Below are 14,387 nucleotides of genomic sequence, written 5' to 3' on the forward strand. Positions count from 1 at the left end.
TCTATCGTTACGATAACTAGTGGTTATGATATGGAATTGCAACAATTACGCCTTTTTCTGGCCGCCGCAGAATCCGAAAGCTTTACGCGCGGTGCTGAGCGGGCCTTTGTCTCACAACCGGCGCTTTCTGCTTCAGTTTCTAAGTTAGAAGCAGAAATGGGCGTTAAATTATTTACCCGCAATAAGCGTAACGTCGTATTAACGCCGGCCGGAAGGATGCTGTTGAAACGCGCAGAAGTTATTGTAGATGAATGTTCCAGGGCCAAAGATGAGCTAAGACGCCATGATGAGCTCCGCGTTCTCAGGCTGGGGGTGATCAATACACTATCGATCCATTACGTCACCCGTTTGGTGGAGCAGTATCGCCGGGAAAATCCAGGCTTGGTTTTAAATGTAACGGATGCCAATAGTCTGAACATTGAAAAGCTGGAGCGAGAAGAGCGTATTGATCTGGCATTGACGATATTGCCGCACCCGCCCCTTAGCAGCCGGAAATTTGTTTATGACAAAGAGCTGTTCAGTGAAGCCTATGTGGTCGCTATGTCGCAAGACCACCACCTGAGTCAATCTCCTTCGCTGAGCATTAATGACCTGATTAAGGAGCCGTTTATTTCCCGTTCTCACTGTGAACACCGACGGGTGATTCAAGAGCTGCTGAAGTCACGGAACGTACGGCTCAACTCCATCTATGTGACCGATCAGGATGATAGAGCACTGGCACTGGTTAAAGCCGGTATCGGCATCGCGATTGTGCCGGAGCATTGCCGGTCAGCCGAAATAAGGACCTGCCCGTTGGTAGAGTCGAAACAAAAAAGATCGATAGGCTTTATGTGGGGCCAAAGTGAAAACAAGGATGAAATTAAGCGATTTGTTGATTTCGCCAGTGCGATCCGTTGGGATTAATTTGTATCGTCTTAGATCTCAGTATGGTTAACAAAGACTTGATGGAGCGCTTTATTGCTACGTCATGAGTCTGTCTGCACTGAGTATAATATTTCAACCAGAGGGTTGACCCACATTGTACTGATAAGTACGTTAGTTAAACACTTTGTTGACACGTTTGACCGGAGGTAATGATGACAATTACATTGGCATTTGATGTATACGGAACCCTGATTAATACCCACGGGTTGTTGACTCAACTTGAAGAGATGATCGGCAATAAAGCGCAGGCATTCTCGAATACCTGGCGAGAAAAACAATTAGAGTATTCATTCCGTAGAGGGCTGATGAAAAGTTACCTTCCCTTTTCTGAATGTACCCGCAGCGCACTGGAATACGCCTGCAAGTTACACCAGGTAGATATGAGTTCAGATCAGAAGTCCAGATTGCTCTCACTGTATGCAGTGCTACCGGCTTTTCAGGATACTCTGGATGGATTGGCAGCGTTGAATCAAGATCAATTCCGCCCGTATGCATTTTCCAATGGCACTGAAGCTGCTGTTCGAAAACTCCTGCAACACTCAGGTACTGAGCAGTACCTGCTTGATATTGTCAGCGTTGATTCCCTGAAAACCTTCAAGCCTGATCCAGCAGTCTATGACTATTTTTTACAACGCAGCGCTTCGTCCAAAGAGCAAAGCTGGCTAATATCCAGTAACCCTTTTGATGTTATCGGTGCTCTGAATTTTGGTATGAAAGCAGCGTGGGTTAAACGCAGTGAATCCTCATTGTTTGATGACTGGGAAGTGACACCGACACTCGTAGTTGAGTCTCTGGAGCGGATTGGCGATCAGATCCTGAAAGCCTGAATTTTCGCTAATCAGTCGCTCAGGCTGATTTTTTCCATTCGACATTGAAGAGCTGCATGAAAAATTTAAACCGATGATCGAAGAATACAAAATGAATTTTTGGCCAGTTGACAGCCGCCAACCGAAGAAATTTGTCGAAAAGTTTTTATACGTTTTATAGCAAGAGTAATGATGAGGTTTGATTGATGTCTGCAGTAATTTTGGATGGCAAAGCACTGGCTAAAAGTCGTGAGCAACAACTGCAAGCCGCTGTGAGAAATCTACAGGATTCTGGTGGTTTACAGCCTGTCTTAGCCACTATTTTAGTGGGTGATGACCCTTCTTCTGCAACCTATGTGCAAATGAAAATTAATGCATGTGGCCGGGTCGGTATGGGGTCGCGCTGTATTAATCTGCCAGCGACCACGACCACAGAGGAATTGCTGACAACGATTGATCAGTTAAATCAGGACTCGGATGTGTGCGGCATTTTGTTGCAACACCCGGTACCAGAGCACATTGATGAGCGGCTATGTTTTGATGCGATCGCCATTGATAAAGATGTGGACGGTGTGACTACGCAGGGCTTTGGCCTGATGGCGATGGGTGAGCAGGCATTCGGTTCGGCCACGCCTGCAGGTATTATGACGTTACTCAAGCATTACGATATTCAACTCTCAGGCAAGCATGCTGTGGTGCTGGGGCGTAGTGCTATTCTGGGTAAACCGATGGCCGCTATGCTGTTGAATGCCAATGCCACAGTAACCATCTGCCATTCCCGTACAGAGAATCTGGCTGAATTGGTCGCTCAAGCCGATATCGTTGTGGGCGCAGTGGGTAAACCAGAACTGATTAAAGCCGCATGGATCAAGGATGGCGCGGTTGTCGTGGACGCGGGTTACCATGCTGGTGGTGTTGGTGATATCGAGAAAACGGGTCTGGAAAAAAGGGTCGCTGCACTGACGCCGGTACCTGGTGGCGTGGGGCCTATGACTATTAATGCTCTGATTAGTCAAACGCTGCAATCAGCAGAACAAAAAGGAATTCTGAAGGCGAGCCTGGCGGGATAAGCTGTTACTGTGGCTCTTTAGGGGCCACTCCCGTAAGCGGGTTATGATTTTCATCTTCATAATTTACACTTTAATAAATCCTTATCAGATCCGATCTGTCACAGATGACGTAGAAGGGGGACAAGCCCTGAAAACGCTCATTGGAGACTCACATGAAATGGATCATGCCGTTGCCTTTCTTAATGTTGCTTGCGATGTTAACACTATCCCCTTATTCAACAGCCCAGAAGGAGATCAAGGTGAGTTCGCAGGCATGTTCTGCAGAGCTGAGACAGGCCTTAAACTACAACTTCAAGAGGCTGGGGCAAGACCAGCAGGTTAATTTGTGTGATACCTATGGCGGAAAACTGATCATGATTGTGAATACCGCCAGCAAGTGTGCGTTTACGCCGCAATATGATGGCCTGGAATCGCTTTATTCACGCTATAAGGATAAGGGGTTTGTTGTACTTGGATTCCCTTCCAATGACTTTGCCGGACAAGAACCCGGTAGCGAAAAGCAGATAAAGGATTTTTGTCAGCTAACTTATGGTGTCAACTTTCCGATGTTTGAAAAGACTCATGCAGCCAGGGCAAACGCATCGCCTTTTTATCAACAGCTGGCAGCAATGGCAGGTGAGTATCCGGGTTGGAACTTTCATAAATATTTGATTGCTCCGGATGGGAAGATGCTGGCCAGTTTTAAGAGCCATATCATACCGAATGATCCGACAGTGATTAGCATGATAGAACAGCATCTGCCCGCTGGTGTAGCTGATGAGTAACTCACAAAACCGAAAAAGCGCGGCAGTACCTCAATCGAGAGTGTCTCGTCTGGCACGCATGGGATCATTAGCCGGACGGATTGCCGGTAATGTCGTTCTGGAAGGTGGCAGGCACTTGGTTCAGGGTAAAAAACCGGTGATCTCCGATCTGCTGCTAACGCCAAAAAACCTTCATCAGGTGGCTGATAAGTTGTCCACCATGCGCGGAGCGGCGATGAAAATGGGGCAGTTGCTGTCGATGGATTCAGGGAGTTTACTGCCCGATGAACTCTCTTCGATACTGGAACGGCTGCGCTCCGATGCCGTGACTATGCCGATGTCGCAACTGGTGATGGTACTGGAGCGTCATTGGGGCCAAGACTGGAATGAGCGCTTCAGTCGTTTCTCATTTGAACCGCTGGCCGCGGCCTCGATAGGGCAGGTTCACGAAGCCACCTGCACACAAGGCCGTCATCTGGCTATCAAGGTGCAATATCCCGGCGTGCGTCAAAGTATCGACAGCGATATCGATAACGTTTACAGCTTGTTACGTATGACGGGGCTTATTCCTAAAACACTGGATTTGCAGCCGATACTGGATGAAGCTCGCCAGCAACTGAAACAGGAAGCCGATTACCTGGCAGAAGGCGCTCACCTTGATGCTTATCGTCAGCACGTGCAATCTTTTAAGCGCAATGCCGATCTCGTTATACCGAGGTTTCATGCCGACCTGTCTACCACTGAAATCTTAACCATGGACTATGTCGCAGGGGATTCACTGGATGCTCTTCGCTCGAAGTCTGCTGAAAAGCGCACAGATATCATGTCATTAATTTTCAGTCTTTTTTTTGCTGAATTATTTGATTTTAAATGTGTACAAACCGATCCTAATCTGGCGAATTACCTTTATCAGGCTGACCAGCATAAACTGGTGTTATTAGATTTTGGTGCGGTCAGGGTTTTTAATCCGGATTTTGTACAGAAGTACCAAAATGCGATGTGTGCCGCCGTTAAACAAGACAGGCAAGCGTTAGATACAGCATTGCATAATTTAGGCTTTTTTCAGAACGGCATGAAAGTGGCTAACCGGGAAGTGGTATTAGATATCTTTATGATGGCGGCAGAACCGCTACGCTACAACGGCGACTATGACTTTGGACAATCTGATCTGGCGAAACGGATTCAGGCTCGCGGCTTAAGCGTCAGTGGCGATCCTGATGCCTGGCATACACCGCCGCCGGATGTGCTCTTTTTACATCGGAAAATGGCAGGTTTGTATCTGATGGCGGCGCGATTAAATGCGTCAGTCAACGTGCATGCTTTGTTTGCAAACTATCTGAATAATCAACAAGAGTAGATAACATGGGGTTGCTTAATAATCAGGATGCGTCGCTTAAGGTCGCCGTTATCGGTGCTAGCGGAGGCATTGGTCAGGCATTGATTCAGCAGTTAACCAATATGCCTGGTATTGGCTATATTTACGCCTATTCAAGAACCTATCCGCAGGCGCTGTCTGCTATTGAAAATCTGAGTTATTCGCCATTGGATTATCGCAATGAGCAAAGCATCGCCGATGCGGCTGCCGCGTTAGGTAAAACCCGCCTGGACCTGGTTATTGTGGCAACCGGCGTATTGCATGGTGAAAACTTCACTCCTGAAAAAAGTATCAGAAGCCTGCAGCCTGAAAGCTTTGAAGAGGTATTTCAGTTAAATACACTCGGGCCAATGTTAGTAGCGAAACACTTTTTGCCCTATATGAATAAAAACAACAAGACAGCCTTTACCGCAATTTCTGCGCGGGTTGGAAGCATCAGCGATAACCGCCTTGGTGGCTGGTACAGCTATCGCGCCAGTAAAGCCGCGTTGAATATGATGTTAAAGGGGCTGGCGATTGAATGCCGCGTGCGCTACCCCGATCTGATAGTTGCCGGTCTGCATCCGGGCACTGTCAATACTTCACTTTCAGAGCCATTTCAGAAAAATGTACCGGCCGATAAACTATTTACAGCAGAGCAGTCAGCCAGTTACTTGTTGCAGGTTATTGATAACCTTGATAAACAAGACAGCGGCAAGGTGTTTGCGTGGGATGGAAAAGAGATACCGGCTTAATCTTTATCCAACATCTGCTAATTATTTTTACTATTCACCTTAACTATTCATCTTCAAAAAAGAGAATCACATGAGCTTTCAAGGTCAGACAGAATATGAACATAAAGGCCCTAAGCCTAAAAAAGGTATATTGCTGGTTAACCTCGGCACACCCGATGCCCCCGAACCAACTGCGTTGCGGCGCTACCTTAAAGAGTTTTTAAGCGACCACCGAGTGGTTGAGATACCCCGTTTACTATGGCTGATGATTTTGCACCTGTTTATCTTGCCCTTCAGATCTAAAAGCTCAGCTAAATTATATGCATCAGTATGGACAGATGAAGGCTCTCCCTTATTAGCTATCACTAAGCGTCAGGGGGCTGCGCTACAGCAACAGCTCGATGCTGATTATGCTGAAGGGCAATTACCGGTAGTGATAGGTATGCGCTATGGAAACCCGTCGATTAAAAGTGCGCTCAAATCGCTCGCTGAACAAAATGTACGTGATATAACAGTACTGCCGCTGTATCCACAATATTGTGCGGCTACGACAGGTTCTACTTTTGACGCCATTGCGCGAGAATTACAAAGCTATCGTTGGGTCCCCTCCATACGCTTTATTAATGGCTATCATCAAACCCCTGAATACATAAACGCTATCGGTCAATCGATAACAAACTATATCAAGCAGTCCGGCATGCCCGAACGGTTGATATTTTCATATCATGGCACGCCGCAGCGCTATCTTGAGCAAGGCGATCCTTACTATTGTTTTTGTATGCAGACCACTCGCTTAGTGGTTGAAGCATTAGGATTAGATAATGAGCATGTTATCAGCAGTTTTCAGTCGAGGTTTGGTAAGGCGAAATGGTTGCAGCCCTATACAGATGTCACGCTTAAATCGTTAGCGGAGCAAGGCGTGAAACGCGTCGCTATTATCTGTCCGGGTTTTTCCTCTGACTGCCTGGAAACAATTGAAGAGATAGAAGTTGAAAACAGAGACTACTTTATCGATGCCGGAGGTGAGACCTACGATTACATCCCCTGCCTGAATGACAGCCAGACGCATATTGATATGATGCATAAGCTGATAAAACAAAATATGGTTTAAATTTAATATTGTCACAAATAGTTTGAATCAAATAGTTTGACACAATGGTGTGATTTTAGTCTCAGGATGGCCTCATGGCTTGGATCCGTCCTGAGCGCTAAGACTCTTGAATTATAAGAGTAGGGATTCACTCATCGTGTGGTGCTCACCCTTAAGCGGAGAATTTTTCTACAAAGGCTTCTACCTCATGAGCCAGCAAGGGTTTACTGAAGTAAAAGCCCTGAATGTAGTCACAGTTTTCCCGGGCTAAGAAATCTAACTGATCCTGGGTCTCAACCCCTTCTGCAACGACGCTATGCCCTAATGCATGCGACATGTGAATAATCGCGGTTACAATGGCCGAGTGATTACCCTGATTGATTCTACTGACGAACGTGCGATCAATCTTCACGCTAGTAATCGGAAAATTTGATAGATAACTTAAGGATGAAAATCCGGTTCCAAAATCATCTACCGCAATGCTCATACCTAATGCACGAATTTTTTCTAAACTCTCTAAGATACCTTTAGAAGAGTCGATGACACTCGATTCAGTCATTTCTACTTCGAAATATTCAGCTTTCAATCCATGCCGTGTTAAAGCCGATACAATCATCTCACTGATGTCTTCTCTGACAATATGGGTGCCAGAAAAGTTGACCGCAATCGGTACCTTAATCAGGTTGTTTTTCTGCCACAAGGCATTTTGCCGGCAAGCCTCATCCACAATCCATTCTGTTAAAGGCACAATCAGATTTCGTTGCTCTGCCACATAGATCATTTTTTCGGGATTGACGCTATCCCCGTTTTCCAATGTCCAACGAATCAGCGCTTCAAAACCACCGACGCGATTCGGATTAAGTGCAATTTTAGGTTGAAAGTGCAATTGTAAGCCCGTTTTGGATTGAATCGACTTGCGTAACTCCGATTCTAGCCGATTGATTTCCTCTTGCTCTTCCCCCAATTCTTTAGAGTAAAACTGGAAAGTATTTTTGCCCAAGGCTTTGGCATGGTACATGGCGATATCCGCATTTTTAATCAAGCCCTCCATGGTATCCCCATCATGGGGATAAACCGAAACACCCAAACTGGTTGAACCAAAATGTTCATAATCATTCAACATGATGGGCTGGGAGAGCGTTTGAATAATCCGCTGGGCAACAACGGTAATATCATTGCTTTTTTTGACATCATGTAGCACCACAATAAATTCATCGCCACCTAATCGGGCAATAAAATCGTTAGCTTCCTCGCTAAGAGACGAGGTAATAAAATCCTCCACTCTTATCGAAGCACTAATCCGCTGGGCAAAGCTTTTTAGTAAGATGTCGCCCATGCCATGCCCGAGGCTATCATTCACGACTTTAAAGTCATCCAGATCGATAAATAGTAAGGCGAACTGGCTATTATTTCGTTTAGAGCGTGCCAATAATCGACCTAGGTAGTCATGAAACATCAGGCGATTAGGTAAGCCGGTTAAACTGTCGGTAAAGGCCTGTGTTTTCAGATTCTTTGTCGCAAATAAAAGTTTTTTATTCATGCTTTCAAACGAACGTGCTAACAGGCCCAGTTCATCTGCTGTTTTGACAGGAATAACAACTTCGTGGTTGTTGTCACCGATCCGCTGCGTGGCGTGATTGAGCATAGCGAGCGGCGACAACACAAAGCGTTTAAGACCAAGAATCAGAAAAAACGACAGTATCAGAATAGACAGCACCACCAATACGAATAAACCTTTTTGAAGTTGCGAGCCTTCCTGTAAATACAGTGACTGCGGGTAAGCCGCGATGAGCAGAAACTCATTATCCATTGGCAAGGCTGTAATGTCATAGACGACCCGCATAAGTTCTACATGTAGTTCGTCGTATTGTTTGGCATCGTTAGTTATAAAGGTTGAATTTTTAAGCGTCTGCTGTAATCGATCAACAGGCAAAGAATCAGTCGCTGAATCTTGATTCTCTGTCAGTTGTGAAATTAACAGCGGATCATGCTGCTGATCAACTATCATAAATTGTATCTGTGAATCCGCAGCCATTCTATTAAGATGCTGCTGCAGCTCATCTAAAGAAGTCGTTAATAGCAGATAACCTCTTAACTGCGGTTTTTTATCATAACCGTCCTTCGAAAAGTCATTTAAGATAATCTTGCGCGCAAAATATACAACAGGCTGTTGGTTGTCTGGATTGATGCTAAACAAAAAAGTGCTGTTAACCCCGAGTCGATTCAACTGCTGAATCGCCGGGTGATTCAACTCCTCTTCGGTAATATTCTGGCTATTATTTGAATAACGGACATCTTCATAACCATCCGGCAAAATAAAGCGAATCTCCGAATATTCCGGATAAGCATTATGAAACGCGTGAAAAGTATTCAGAAGAATAGGGTGCAAAAGGTTGTAGCGTTCATTTTCCGCTGCAAGTGCATACTGAGTGATCAGGTCATGCTGTGCAAACAGTTCCAAATTAGACTGCCCAACAGATAAAATATTTTCTATTAGGCGCTGCGTTTGACTGGCATAGTTGAGAATATTTGTTTCAATATTCTCATGTGCAATGCTGGCTATTCGCTGACTCGAAATCAAACCAAAAAGCATGATAGGCACTATCACCATAGGCAGTATTAACGCCAACAATTTGCTTCGTAGCTGATTCATTACCAATCAGGCTCGTTAATTCACAACCCGATTGTAAATCTGGCTACGCGTTCTTAACGCTCTGCCCTGGAGCTGGTGATACGTTTCTAAATTCTTTAATTGCTCTGCATGTGGGTGGATTATTGAATCTTCGAGAAACTCCTCTGAAAGAAACTCTGCGGCTGCAAGGTTTGGCGTTGCAATATAAAGGTATTCTGCGTTTTGTGCCGCGATTTTCGGGTCATTGATAAAATTAAGGAATTGATGTGCCAGAGTCTTGTTGGCTGATTTTACAAAGACCACCCAATGATCCACCCAAACAGTACTGCCCTCTTTAGGCACGACATATTTAATATTGGGATTTAGCTCATTTAAGACCAGTGCATCACTGCTATAAGTGATAGTCGCCAGTGCTTTTCCTGTGGCTAATACACTTTCAGCACCGAGCTCAATGTGACCATATCTGAAGACATGCGGTTTTTGAGTCAGGAGTAAAGCTTCTGCCTCGGCTAACTCTGTTTTATTCATACTGTTGACAGAATAGCCCTTGGCATTTAAAGCGGTCCCAAGTAGCTCTCTTGCGCCCTTAATCATCACGATTTTTTGATGCAACTCCGCTTCAGGCTGAAAAAGATCCATCCAGGTTTCAATGGGTTTATTCACCAGGTCTGCCCGATAGGCAATCCCCAGGGTGCCCCACGCATAAGGAAGGCTATAGCCATTCGCCCCTTCATGAGAATTTTTCTTAGCTGTATCGATATACTGGAGGTTAGGCACATTCCGTTGGTTGATTGGATCAATCCAGCCTTTCTGTTGATAGGTCTCCAACATTACACCACTGACAATCCCGACATCATAGCCACTGCCACCTGTCTGAATCAAAAGCTTATCCCGCTCATCATCGTTCTCATAATAGACGTCGTGAACTTTGACATTATATTTTTTCTCGAATGCTGAAACGACATCAGGGTCGAGGTACTCAGACCAATTGAGGACGGTCAAAACAGGCGTACTGTTTTCTGCGTTAGCAAACGATATAGCTGTTGCATAAACCATCAGACACAAGGTCACGAGATTAATGAGTGACTGTTTAATTTTTTCTTTAAACATAAAAAATTATTCTCTTTAAAGGCTGACAGGGCATTGCCGATGTAGTTGTCGCGAAAAGTAATACGCGCCCGGATCTGGTCATTGTGGCAATCTGATGCGTCATAAATGAAGAGGCACGAACAGCTCTTTGCTCACACTATTAGGAGACAGGCTCGGATTTGAAATGTGCCTACTGCGTTATCTTCAATAAAACGAACCAATAAATTTATTCTAAGACTAAAAAAAGTGTAGCCGAGAATACACAGAAATAAAGAATTTCCCGTTTAAATATACGTGACAAAAATCATCATGTTATTAAGCGTATTGAGGAATTACACCTGAAAAAGTACCAGAAGCCTGCAGCCGGAAAGTTTAACTCTTAGGGGGGGTACATGCCCAATATTGTCTACATCGCAACGAGCCTGGATGGTTATATTGGAGATAAAAACGCTGATTTGATTGATGAGTTGACTATCACGCAGATCCCCATCTTGCTGGGAGGAGGCGTCCCGTTATTTAGTAGATTGCCTCAGGCATTAGCATTTGAGCATATCAGCACTCAGGTTCACCTGAGTGCTATGGTTCAAACTCACTATCGGCATAAACGCTAACGGGCTGAACGGACGTTGTGGCTACTGACGAGGGCCATGGTCTGGCATTGATGTCGGCATAGCCACCAGTTCACCGTCACGCTCCTGACAAATGGCTTCAAGTGTTTCTCCCTTACGGCCGGCAAAGCCTACTTCATCGCCCACCTGCTTGTCTTTGCACGCTTCAATAGCTTCGGGAGGCGGCCCTTGGTGTGGGCGACGCTGCCCCGAATTCTCTGCGCCGAAGCTGATCGTCGGCGCTAGTCCGAGCAGAGTCGTAGCCAGCGTCAGTACAAGCATTTTTTGTTTATTCATCACATGTGTCCTTATCGGTATTTCGATCTTTTTCATTTTGCTGAAAAGCTATTTGACCGCTTTCAATATTAAGCTGTCGTCTCCGTTAATTACGCAGTCACGTTGATCAGTCCGCCTTCAGGTGCGGTTTCCTTGAGGATGTCGGTAATCGAGGTGAGTGTTGATGCCTGCTCTTCCTCTGTCAGGTCTCCGCTGTAATAGTCATTCAGCAGGTCGTTCAGGGATTGAAGCATCTCATCACTGATATTCAATCCTTGGGATGGCGGCGGAGGAGGCGTGCCTCCTTGTTGCATCCCTCCCTGCTGAGGTCCGCCAACGCCGGCAAGGTCACCGATTGTCCGGGCATCGAATCCTGCATCAGACATGGCTTGTGCCATCTCTCGGCCGGGTTGAATGCCCGCATCCGCAAACGTTTCGGTAATGGACAGCGCGTCAGCTTCTGTCAGTTGGTCGACATTAAACTCAGCCAGCGTATCCTCAATTAACTGGCGCTGATCGGTAGACAATGAAGAAGAATTACTGCTGGACTGAGTCTGAAAGACCGCCATTGAGGCACCGGATATTCCACTAATCATCTTTGTATCTCCTGACATTGATTTGAGATCAGAATAACTCATAAGATCGCTGAGAATGTGAAGGAAATGTGGAACCGTATATGTGGGAGGATAACGATGCTGCAGGCTCTACGCACAAGGCATTAGTTGCTGCTAGCATCCGTTTCGAAGATATAACCGGCACCGTAAATTGACCGAATCAGTTCACGATCAGGCACATGAGGATGAATTTTTTTACGCAGATTTTTGATATGACTATCGACGGTACGTTCTGAAACCAGGCGGTAATCATCATAGATCACATTCAATAGATCGTCGCGCGAGAATACGATGTTCGCATAGGCGATAAAATGCTCCAGGAGCCTGAATTCAACGGGTGTCAGGTCTAGCGGTTGGCCATAAACAGAGATGCTCATCTTAGCCGGATTGACGTCGAACAGGTTATTGAGTTTCTTTTGACTGGTTCCTTGCGATGAATTCGAATCCATACGTCGCAGGATGGCCTTAACTCGTGCGACCATCTCTTTCAGACTATAGGGTTTGCAGACATAATCATCGGCCCCGATCTCCAGCCCTTTGAGCCGATCCGCCTCTTCGACTCGAGCGGTCGCCATAATAATCGGCACATCAGAATAGCGGCGGATCTCACGACACAGGATGTCTCCATGCTTGCCCGGTAACATCAGGTCGAGTATCAGCAAGTCGGCCTGATGGGTATTGATCCATGGAATTACCTGATCACCGTCGTGAAGGCAATAGGCCTGATACCCAGCCATTTCCATATATTCCAGAAGAAGTTGGGCCAGTTTATGTTCATCTTCGACAATAAGAATTGTTTTAGTGGTGGCTGACATAGGTACGTAGCATACTCCTCATCGCATTAACCTTTCAGGCTTGTGCTCAACGGTAATTGGACAATGATATTCAAACCGCCTAGTGGCCCATTTTGGGCAACGATTTGTCCCGCGTGAGCTTCGACAATTGTCTTGCAGATCGAAAGCCCCAGACCCGAACCGCCCACAGAACGGCTACGTGATTTATCAACACGGTAGAGACGGTCAAAAATTCTGGACAGATCCGATTCAGGAACCCCCGGTGTAGAATCCGAAACGCAGAGAGTGAGTTTATTCCCGGCCGTGGATATTTGAATGCGAACCTCTCCGCCGCTATCGGTGTAGCGCAGGCTGTTTTCTAGTAGATTGCTGATCAGTTGGATCAGTCGGCGTTCATCACCGATTACCGAGAAGTTATGAGCGGGTTCAGCGTCCAAAGAGAGTTGTAAACCGTGTTCTTGCATACGGGGCTCAAACAGCAACAGCAGATCATGAGATATAGCATAGATATCCACGTCGGTAAGCAACAGTTCCATGGCGCCCTGATCGGCCAGCGAAAGCTGGTGCAGATCGTCTACCAGCTTGCTCAACGAACGAATATCGTTATAGAGAGAGGATATCCGTTGCTGGGTGGGCTTGCGAATACCGTCGAGTAGCACTTCGACTTCACCACTGAGAACGGCGATTGGCGTGCGTAGCTCGTGGGAAATGTCGGCAACCCACTGGCGGCGAAGTTGTTCGTTACGTTGTAAGGTCTTGGCCATCTGATTGAAATTAAGCGCCAGCCCAGCCAGTTCATCATGCCCTTTTACCTGCACCCGGGTCTCATAGTCCCCCGCAGATAATTGTTTCGCACCTTGAATAACGTTATGAATAGGGCGTAAGAACCAGCGCGCCCAACCCGCTGCAACTAATACTGACAGTAGCAGAACTGAAACGGCGACCCAAACAAAGCTGTGGCGCTGCTGGTTGATAAAGCTACGGGCGAGCTGGTCAGTGACCATATCGATGGGTTGCAAGCCTAACCAGCCCACGGTAGTTTCCTCAACTTGAACCGTTATCCACTGTGTATTACCAGGCGGAGTTTTTGGTCCGATCAGCGGTTTGCGATCAACATCAAGAACGCTGATTCGGTGGGCTAAAGGCGCCGACGCAGCGGGCCGGTCAGCTGACGAGCGTTCGGCTGGCTTAAGTGCAGGCTGATAATGTGGGGGCTGGCCGCGCTCGCGGAGCTGCTCTCCCGGAGGCTCTCTTTGAGGAGAGGAAGCGTGTGGAGGAGGTGGTATTTCGATGCCTGCTGATGCCAGAATTTGTGGCCAGCGACCGCGGCTGTTGCTTAAAAAATTCCAACTTCCCTGTTTGGCGTATTGTTCGCTTAACAAGTCGGCTAGTTCGGTGACCTGTTCAGTCTCACCCTGCTGGATATAGGCGACAAAACCACGCTGAAAAGACCAATTCACGACAACCAACATCAGCACCACAGTTACGGCAAGCGTAGCCAGTAGCGTTAGCAGTAGCTTAATAAATATTCTTGATCGCACCGGCCTTCCTTTGTTATGTGGTATCGAGGCGCCATGTCTCCCAGGTTAGCCGTCTCGTACGTTGACTTATAAAGTGCTGATTAGTGTATCGCACAAATGTGGAGAAATTATG

General features: G+C 46.4%; 14 protein-coding genes. 8 read left to right on the plus strand and 6 right to left on the minus strand.

Going from position 1 to position 14,387, the window contains the following annotated elements; genetic code table 11:
- Window positions 1-30: 30 nt before the first annotated feature.
- The 7 genes from BM099_RS00895 to hemH all read left to right on the plus strand — a co-directional run bounded on the left by BM099_RS00895 (window position 31) and on the right by hemH (window position 6,742).
- Entirely contained in the window at window positions 31-903 is an 873-nt protein-coding gene (locus BM099_RS00895) for a LysR family transcriptional regulator (protein WP_090723198.1), read from the plus strand.
- 173 nt (window positions 904-1,076) lie between these two features.
- Entirely contained in the window at window positions 1,077-1,751 is a 675-nt protein-coding gene (locus tag BM099_RS00900) for a haloacid dehalogenase type II (protein ID WP_090723201.1), read from the plus strand.
- Window positions 1,752-1,936: 185 nt separating this feature from the next.
- On the plus strand, window positions 1,937-2,800 hold the full coding sequence (locus BM099_RS00905; protein ID WP_090723204.1) for a tetrahydrofolate dehydrogenase/cyclohydrolase catalytic domain-containing protein: 864 nt from the start codon (window positions 1,937-1,939) through the stop codon (window positions 2,798-2,800).
- 152 nt (window positions 2,801-2,952) lie between these two features.
- Window positions 2,953-3,564, plus strand: coding sequence for a glutathione peroxidase (locus tag BM099_RS00910; protein ID WP_232348875.1), 612 nt, complete (start codon window positions 2,953-2,955; stop codon window positions 3,562-3,564).
- A complete protein-coding gene (locus tag BM099_RS00915) occupies window positions 3,557-4,900 on the plus strand; it encodes an ABC1 kinase family protein (protein WP_090723207.1) in 1,344 nt (447 codons plus the stop codon). The genes BM099_RS00910 and BM099_RS00915 overlap by 8 nt, the downstream gene beginning before the upstream one ends.
- Before the next feature lie 5 nt (window positions 4,901-4,905).
- On the plus strand, window positions 4,906-5,652 hold the full coding sequence (locus BM099_RS00920) for an SDR family NAD(P)-dependent oxidoreductase (protein ID WP_090723209.1): 747 nt from the start codon (window positions 4,906-4,908) through the stop codon (window positions 5,650-5,652).
- Window positions 5,653-5,722: 70 nt separating this feature from the next.
- The gene (hemH, locus tag BM099_RS00925; protein WP_090723212.1) at window positions 5,723-6,742 is read left to right on the plus strand and encodes a ferrochelatase; all 1,020 of its coding nucleotides are present in this window, start codon (window positions 5,723-5,725) and stop codon (window positions 6,740-6,742) included.
- A 151-nt stretch (window positions 6,743-6,893) separates the two neighbouring features.
- Here the strand turns inward: hemH and BM099_RS00930 are convergent, their stop codons facing one another.
- Together BM099_RS00930 and BM099_RS00935 are read right to left on the minus strand one after the other, a co-directional pair.
- Window positions 6,894-9,374 carry a bifunctional diguanylate cyclase/phosphodiesterase gene (locus tag BM099_RS00930; protein WP_090723215.1) on the minus strand — a complete coding sequence of 827 codons (2,481 nt, stop codon included), beginning with the start codon at window positions 9,372-9,374 and terminating at the stop codon, window positions 6,894-6,896.
- Between the two features lie 15 nt (window positions 9,375-9,389).
- A complete protein-coding gene (locus tag BM099_RS00935; RefSeq protein WP_090723217.1) occupies window positions 9,390-10,463 on the minus strand; it encodes a polyamine ABC transporter substrate-binding protein in 1,074 nt (357 codons plus the stop codon).
- A 371-nt stretch (window positions 10,464-10,834) separates the two neighbouring features.
- Here BM099_RS00935 and BM099_RS00940 point away from each other — a divergent pair, with 371 nt between their 5' ends.
- Window positions 10,835-11,053: a dihydrofolate reductase family protein gene (locus tag BM099_RS00940; RefSeq protein WP_090723220.1), complete on the plus strand. Its 219-nt coding sequence runs from the start codon at window positions 10,835-10,837 to the stop codon at window positions 11,051-11,053.
- A 21-nt stretch (window positions 11,054-11,074) separates the two neighbouring features.
- Here BM099_RS00940 and BM099_RS00945 read toward each other — a convergent pair whose 3' ends face one another.
- From BM099_RS00945 to BM099_RS00960, 4 genes are all read right to left on the minus strand, one after another.
- Window positions 11,075-11,347 (minus strand): hypothetical protein, encoded by a 273-nt coding sequence (locus BM099_RS00945; protein ID WP_090723222.1) that lies wholly within the window; start codon window positions 11,345-11,347, stop codon window positions 11,075-11,077.
- A gap of 89 nt (window positions 11,348-11,436) precedes the next feature.
- On the minus strand, window positions 11,437-11,922 hold the full coding sequence (locus BM099_RS00950; protein WP_090723224.1) for a hypothetical protein: 486 nt from the start codon (window positions 11,920-11,922) through the stop codon (window positions 11,437-11,439).
- Window positions 11,923-12,044: 122 nt separating this feature from the next.
- Window positions 12,045-12,755 carry a response regulator gene (locus BM099_RS00955; protein WP_090723227.1) on the minus strand — a complete coding sequence of 237 codons (711 nt, stop codon included), beginning with the start codon at window positions 12,753-12,755 and terminating at the stop codon, window positions 12,045-12,047.
- A 26-nt stretch (window positions 12,756-12,781) separates the two neighbouring features.
- Window positions 12,782-14,275, minus strand: a complete 1,494-nt coding sequence (locus tag BM099_RS00960; RefSeq protein ID WP_090723230.1) for an ATP-binding protein — start codon at window positions 14,273-14,275, stop codon at window positions 12,782-12,784.
- Window positions 14,276-14,387 lie beyond the last annotated feature (112 nt).

Source organism: Neptunomonas qingdaonensis (assembly GCF_900113275.1).
Taxonomy (GTDB): Bacteria; Pseudomonadota; Gammaproteobacteria; order Pseudomonadales; family Balneatricaceae; genus Neptunomonas; species Neptunomonas qingdaonensis.

Bases quoted from the DNA above. Each gene is read 5' to 3' on its own strand.
- BM099_RS00910 (WP_232348875.1), top strand. From the start codon at position 2,953: ATGAAATGGATCATGCCGTTGCCTTTCTTAATGTTGCTTGCGATGTTA.
- BM099_RS00900 (WP_090723201.1), top strand. From the start codon at position 1,077: ATGACAATTACATTGGCATTTGATGTATACGGAACCCTGATTAATACC.
- BM099_RS00935 (WP_090723217.1), bottom strand. From the start codon at position 10,463: ATGTTTAAAGAAAAAATTAAACAGTCACTCATTAATCTCGTGACCTTG.
- BM099_RS00955 (WP_090723227.1), bottom strand. From the start codon at position 12,755: ATGTCAGCCACCACTAAAACAATTCTTATTGTCGAAGATGAACATAAA.
- BM099_RS00950 (WP_090723224.1), bottom strand. From the start codon at position 11,922: ATGATTAGTGGAATATCCGGTGCCTCAATGGCGGTCTTTCAGACTCAG.
- BM099_RS00905 (WP_090723204.1), top strand. From the start codon at position 1,937: ATGTCTGCAGTAATTTTGGATGGCAAAGCACTGGCTAAAAGTCGTGAG.
- BM099_RS00895 (WP_090723198.1), top strand. From the start codon at position 31: ATGGAATTGCAACAATTACGCCTTTTTCTGGCCGCCGCAGAATCCGAA.
- BM099_RS00930 (WP_090723215.1), bottom strand. From the start codon at position 9,374: ATGAATCAGCTACGAAGCAAATTGTTGGCGTTAATACTGCCTATGGTG.
- BM099_RS00945 (WP_090723222.1), bottom strand. From the start codon at position 11,347: ATGAATAAACAAAAAATGCTTGTACTGACGCTGGCTACGACTCTGCTC.
- BM099_RS00920 (WP_090723209.1), top strand. From the start codon at position 4,906: ATGGGGTTGCTTAATAATCAGGATGCGTCGCTTAAGGTCGCCGTTATC.
- BM099_RS00940 (WP_090723220.1), top strand. From the start codon at position 10,835: ATGCCCAATATTGTCTACATCGCAACGAGCCTGGATGGTTATATTGGA.
- BM099_RS00915 (WP_090723207.1), top strand. From the start codon at position 3,557: ATGAGTAACTCACAAAACCGAAAAAGCGCGGCAGTACCTCAATCGAGA.
- hemH (WP_090723212.1), top strand. From the start codon at position 5,723: ATGAGCTTTCAAGGTCAGACAGAATATGAACATAAAGGCCCTAAGCCT.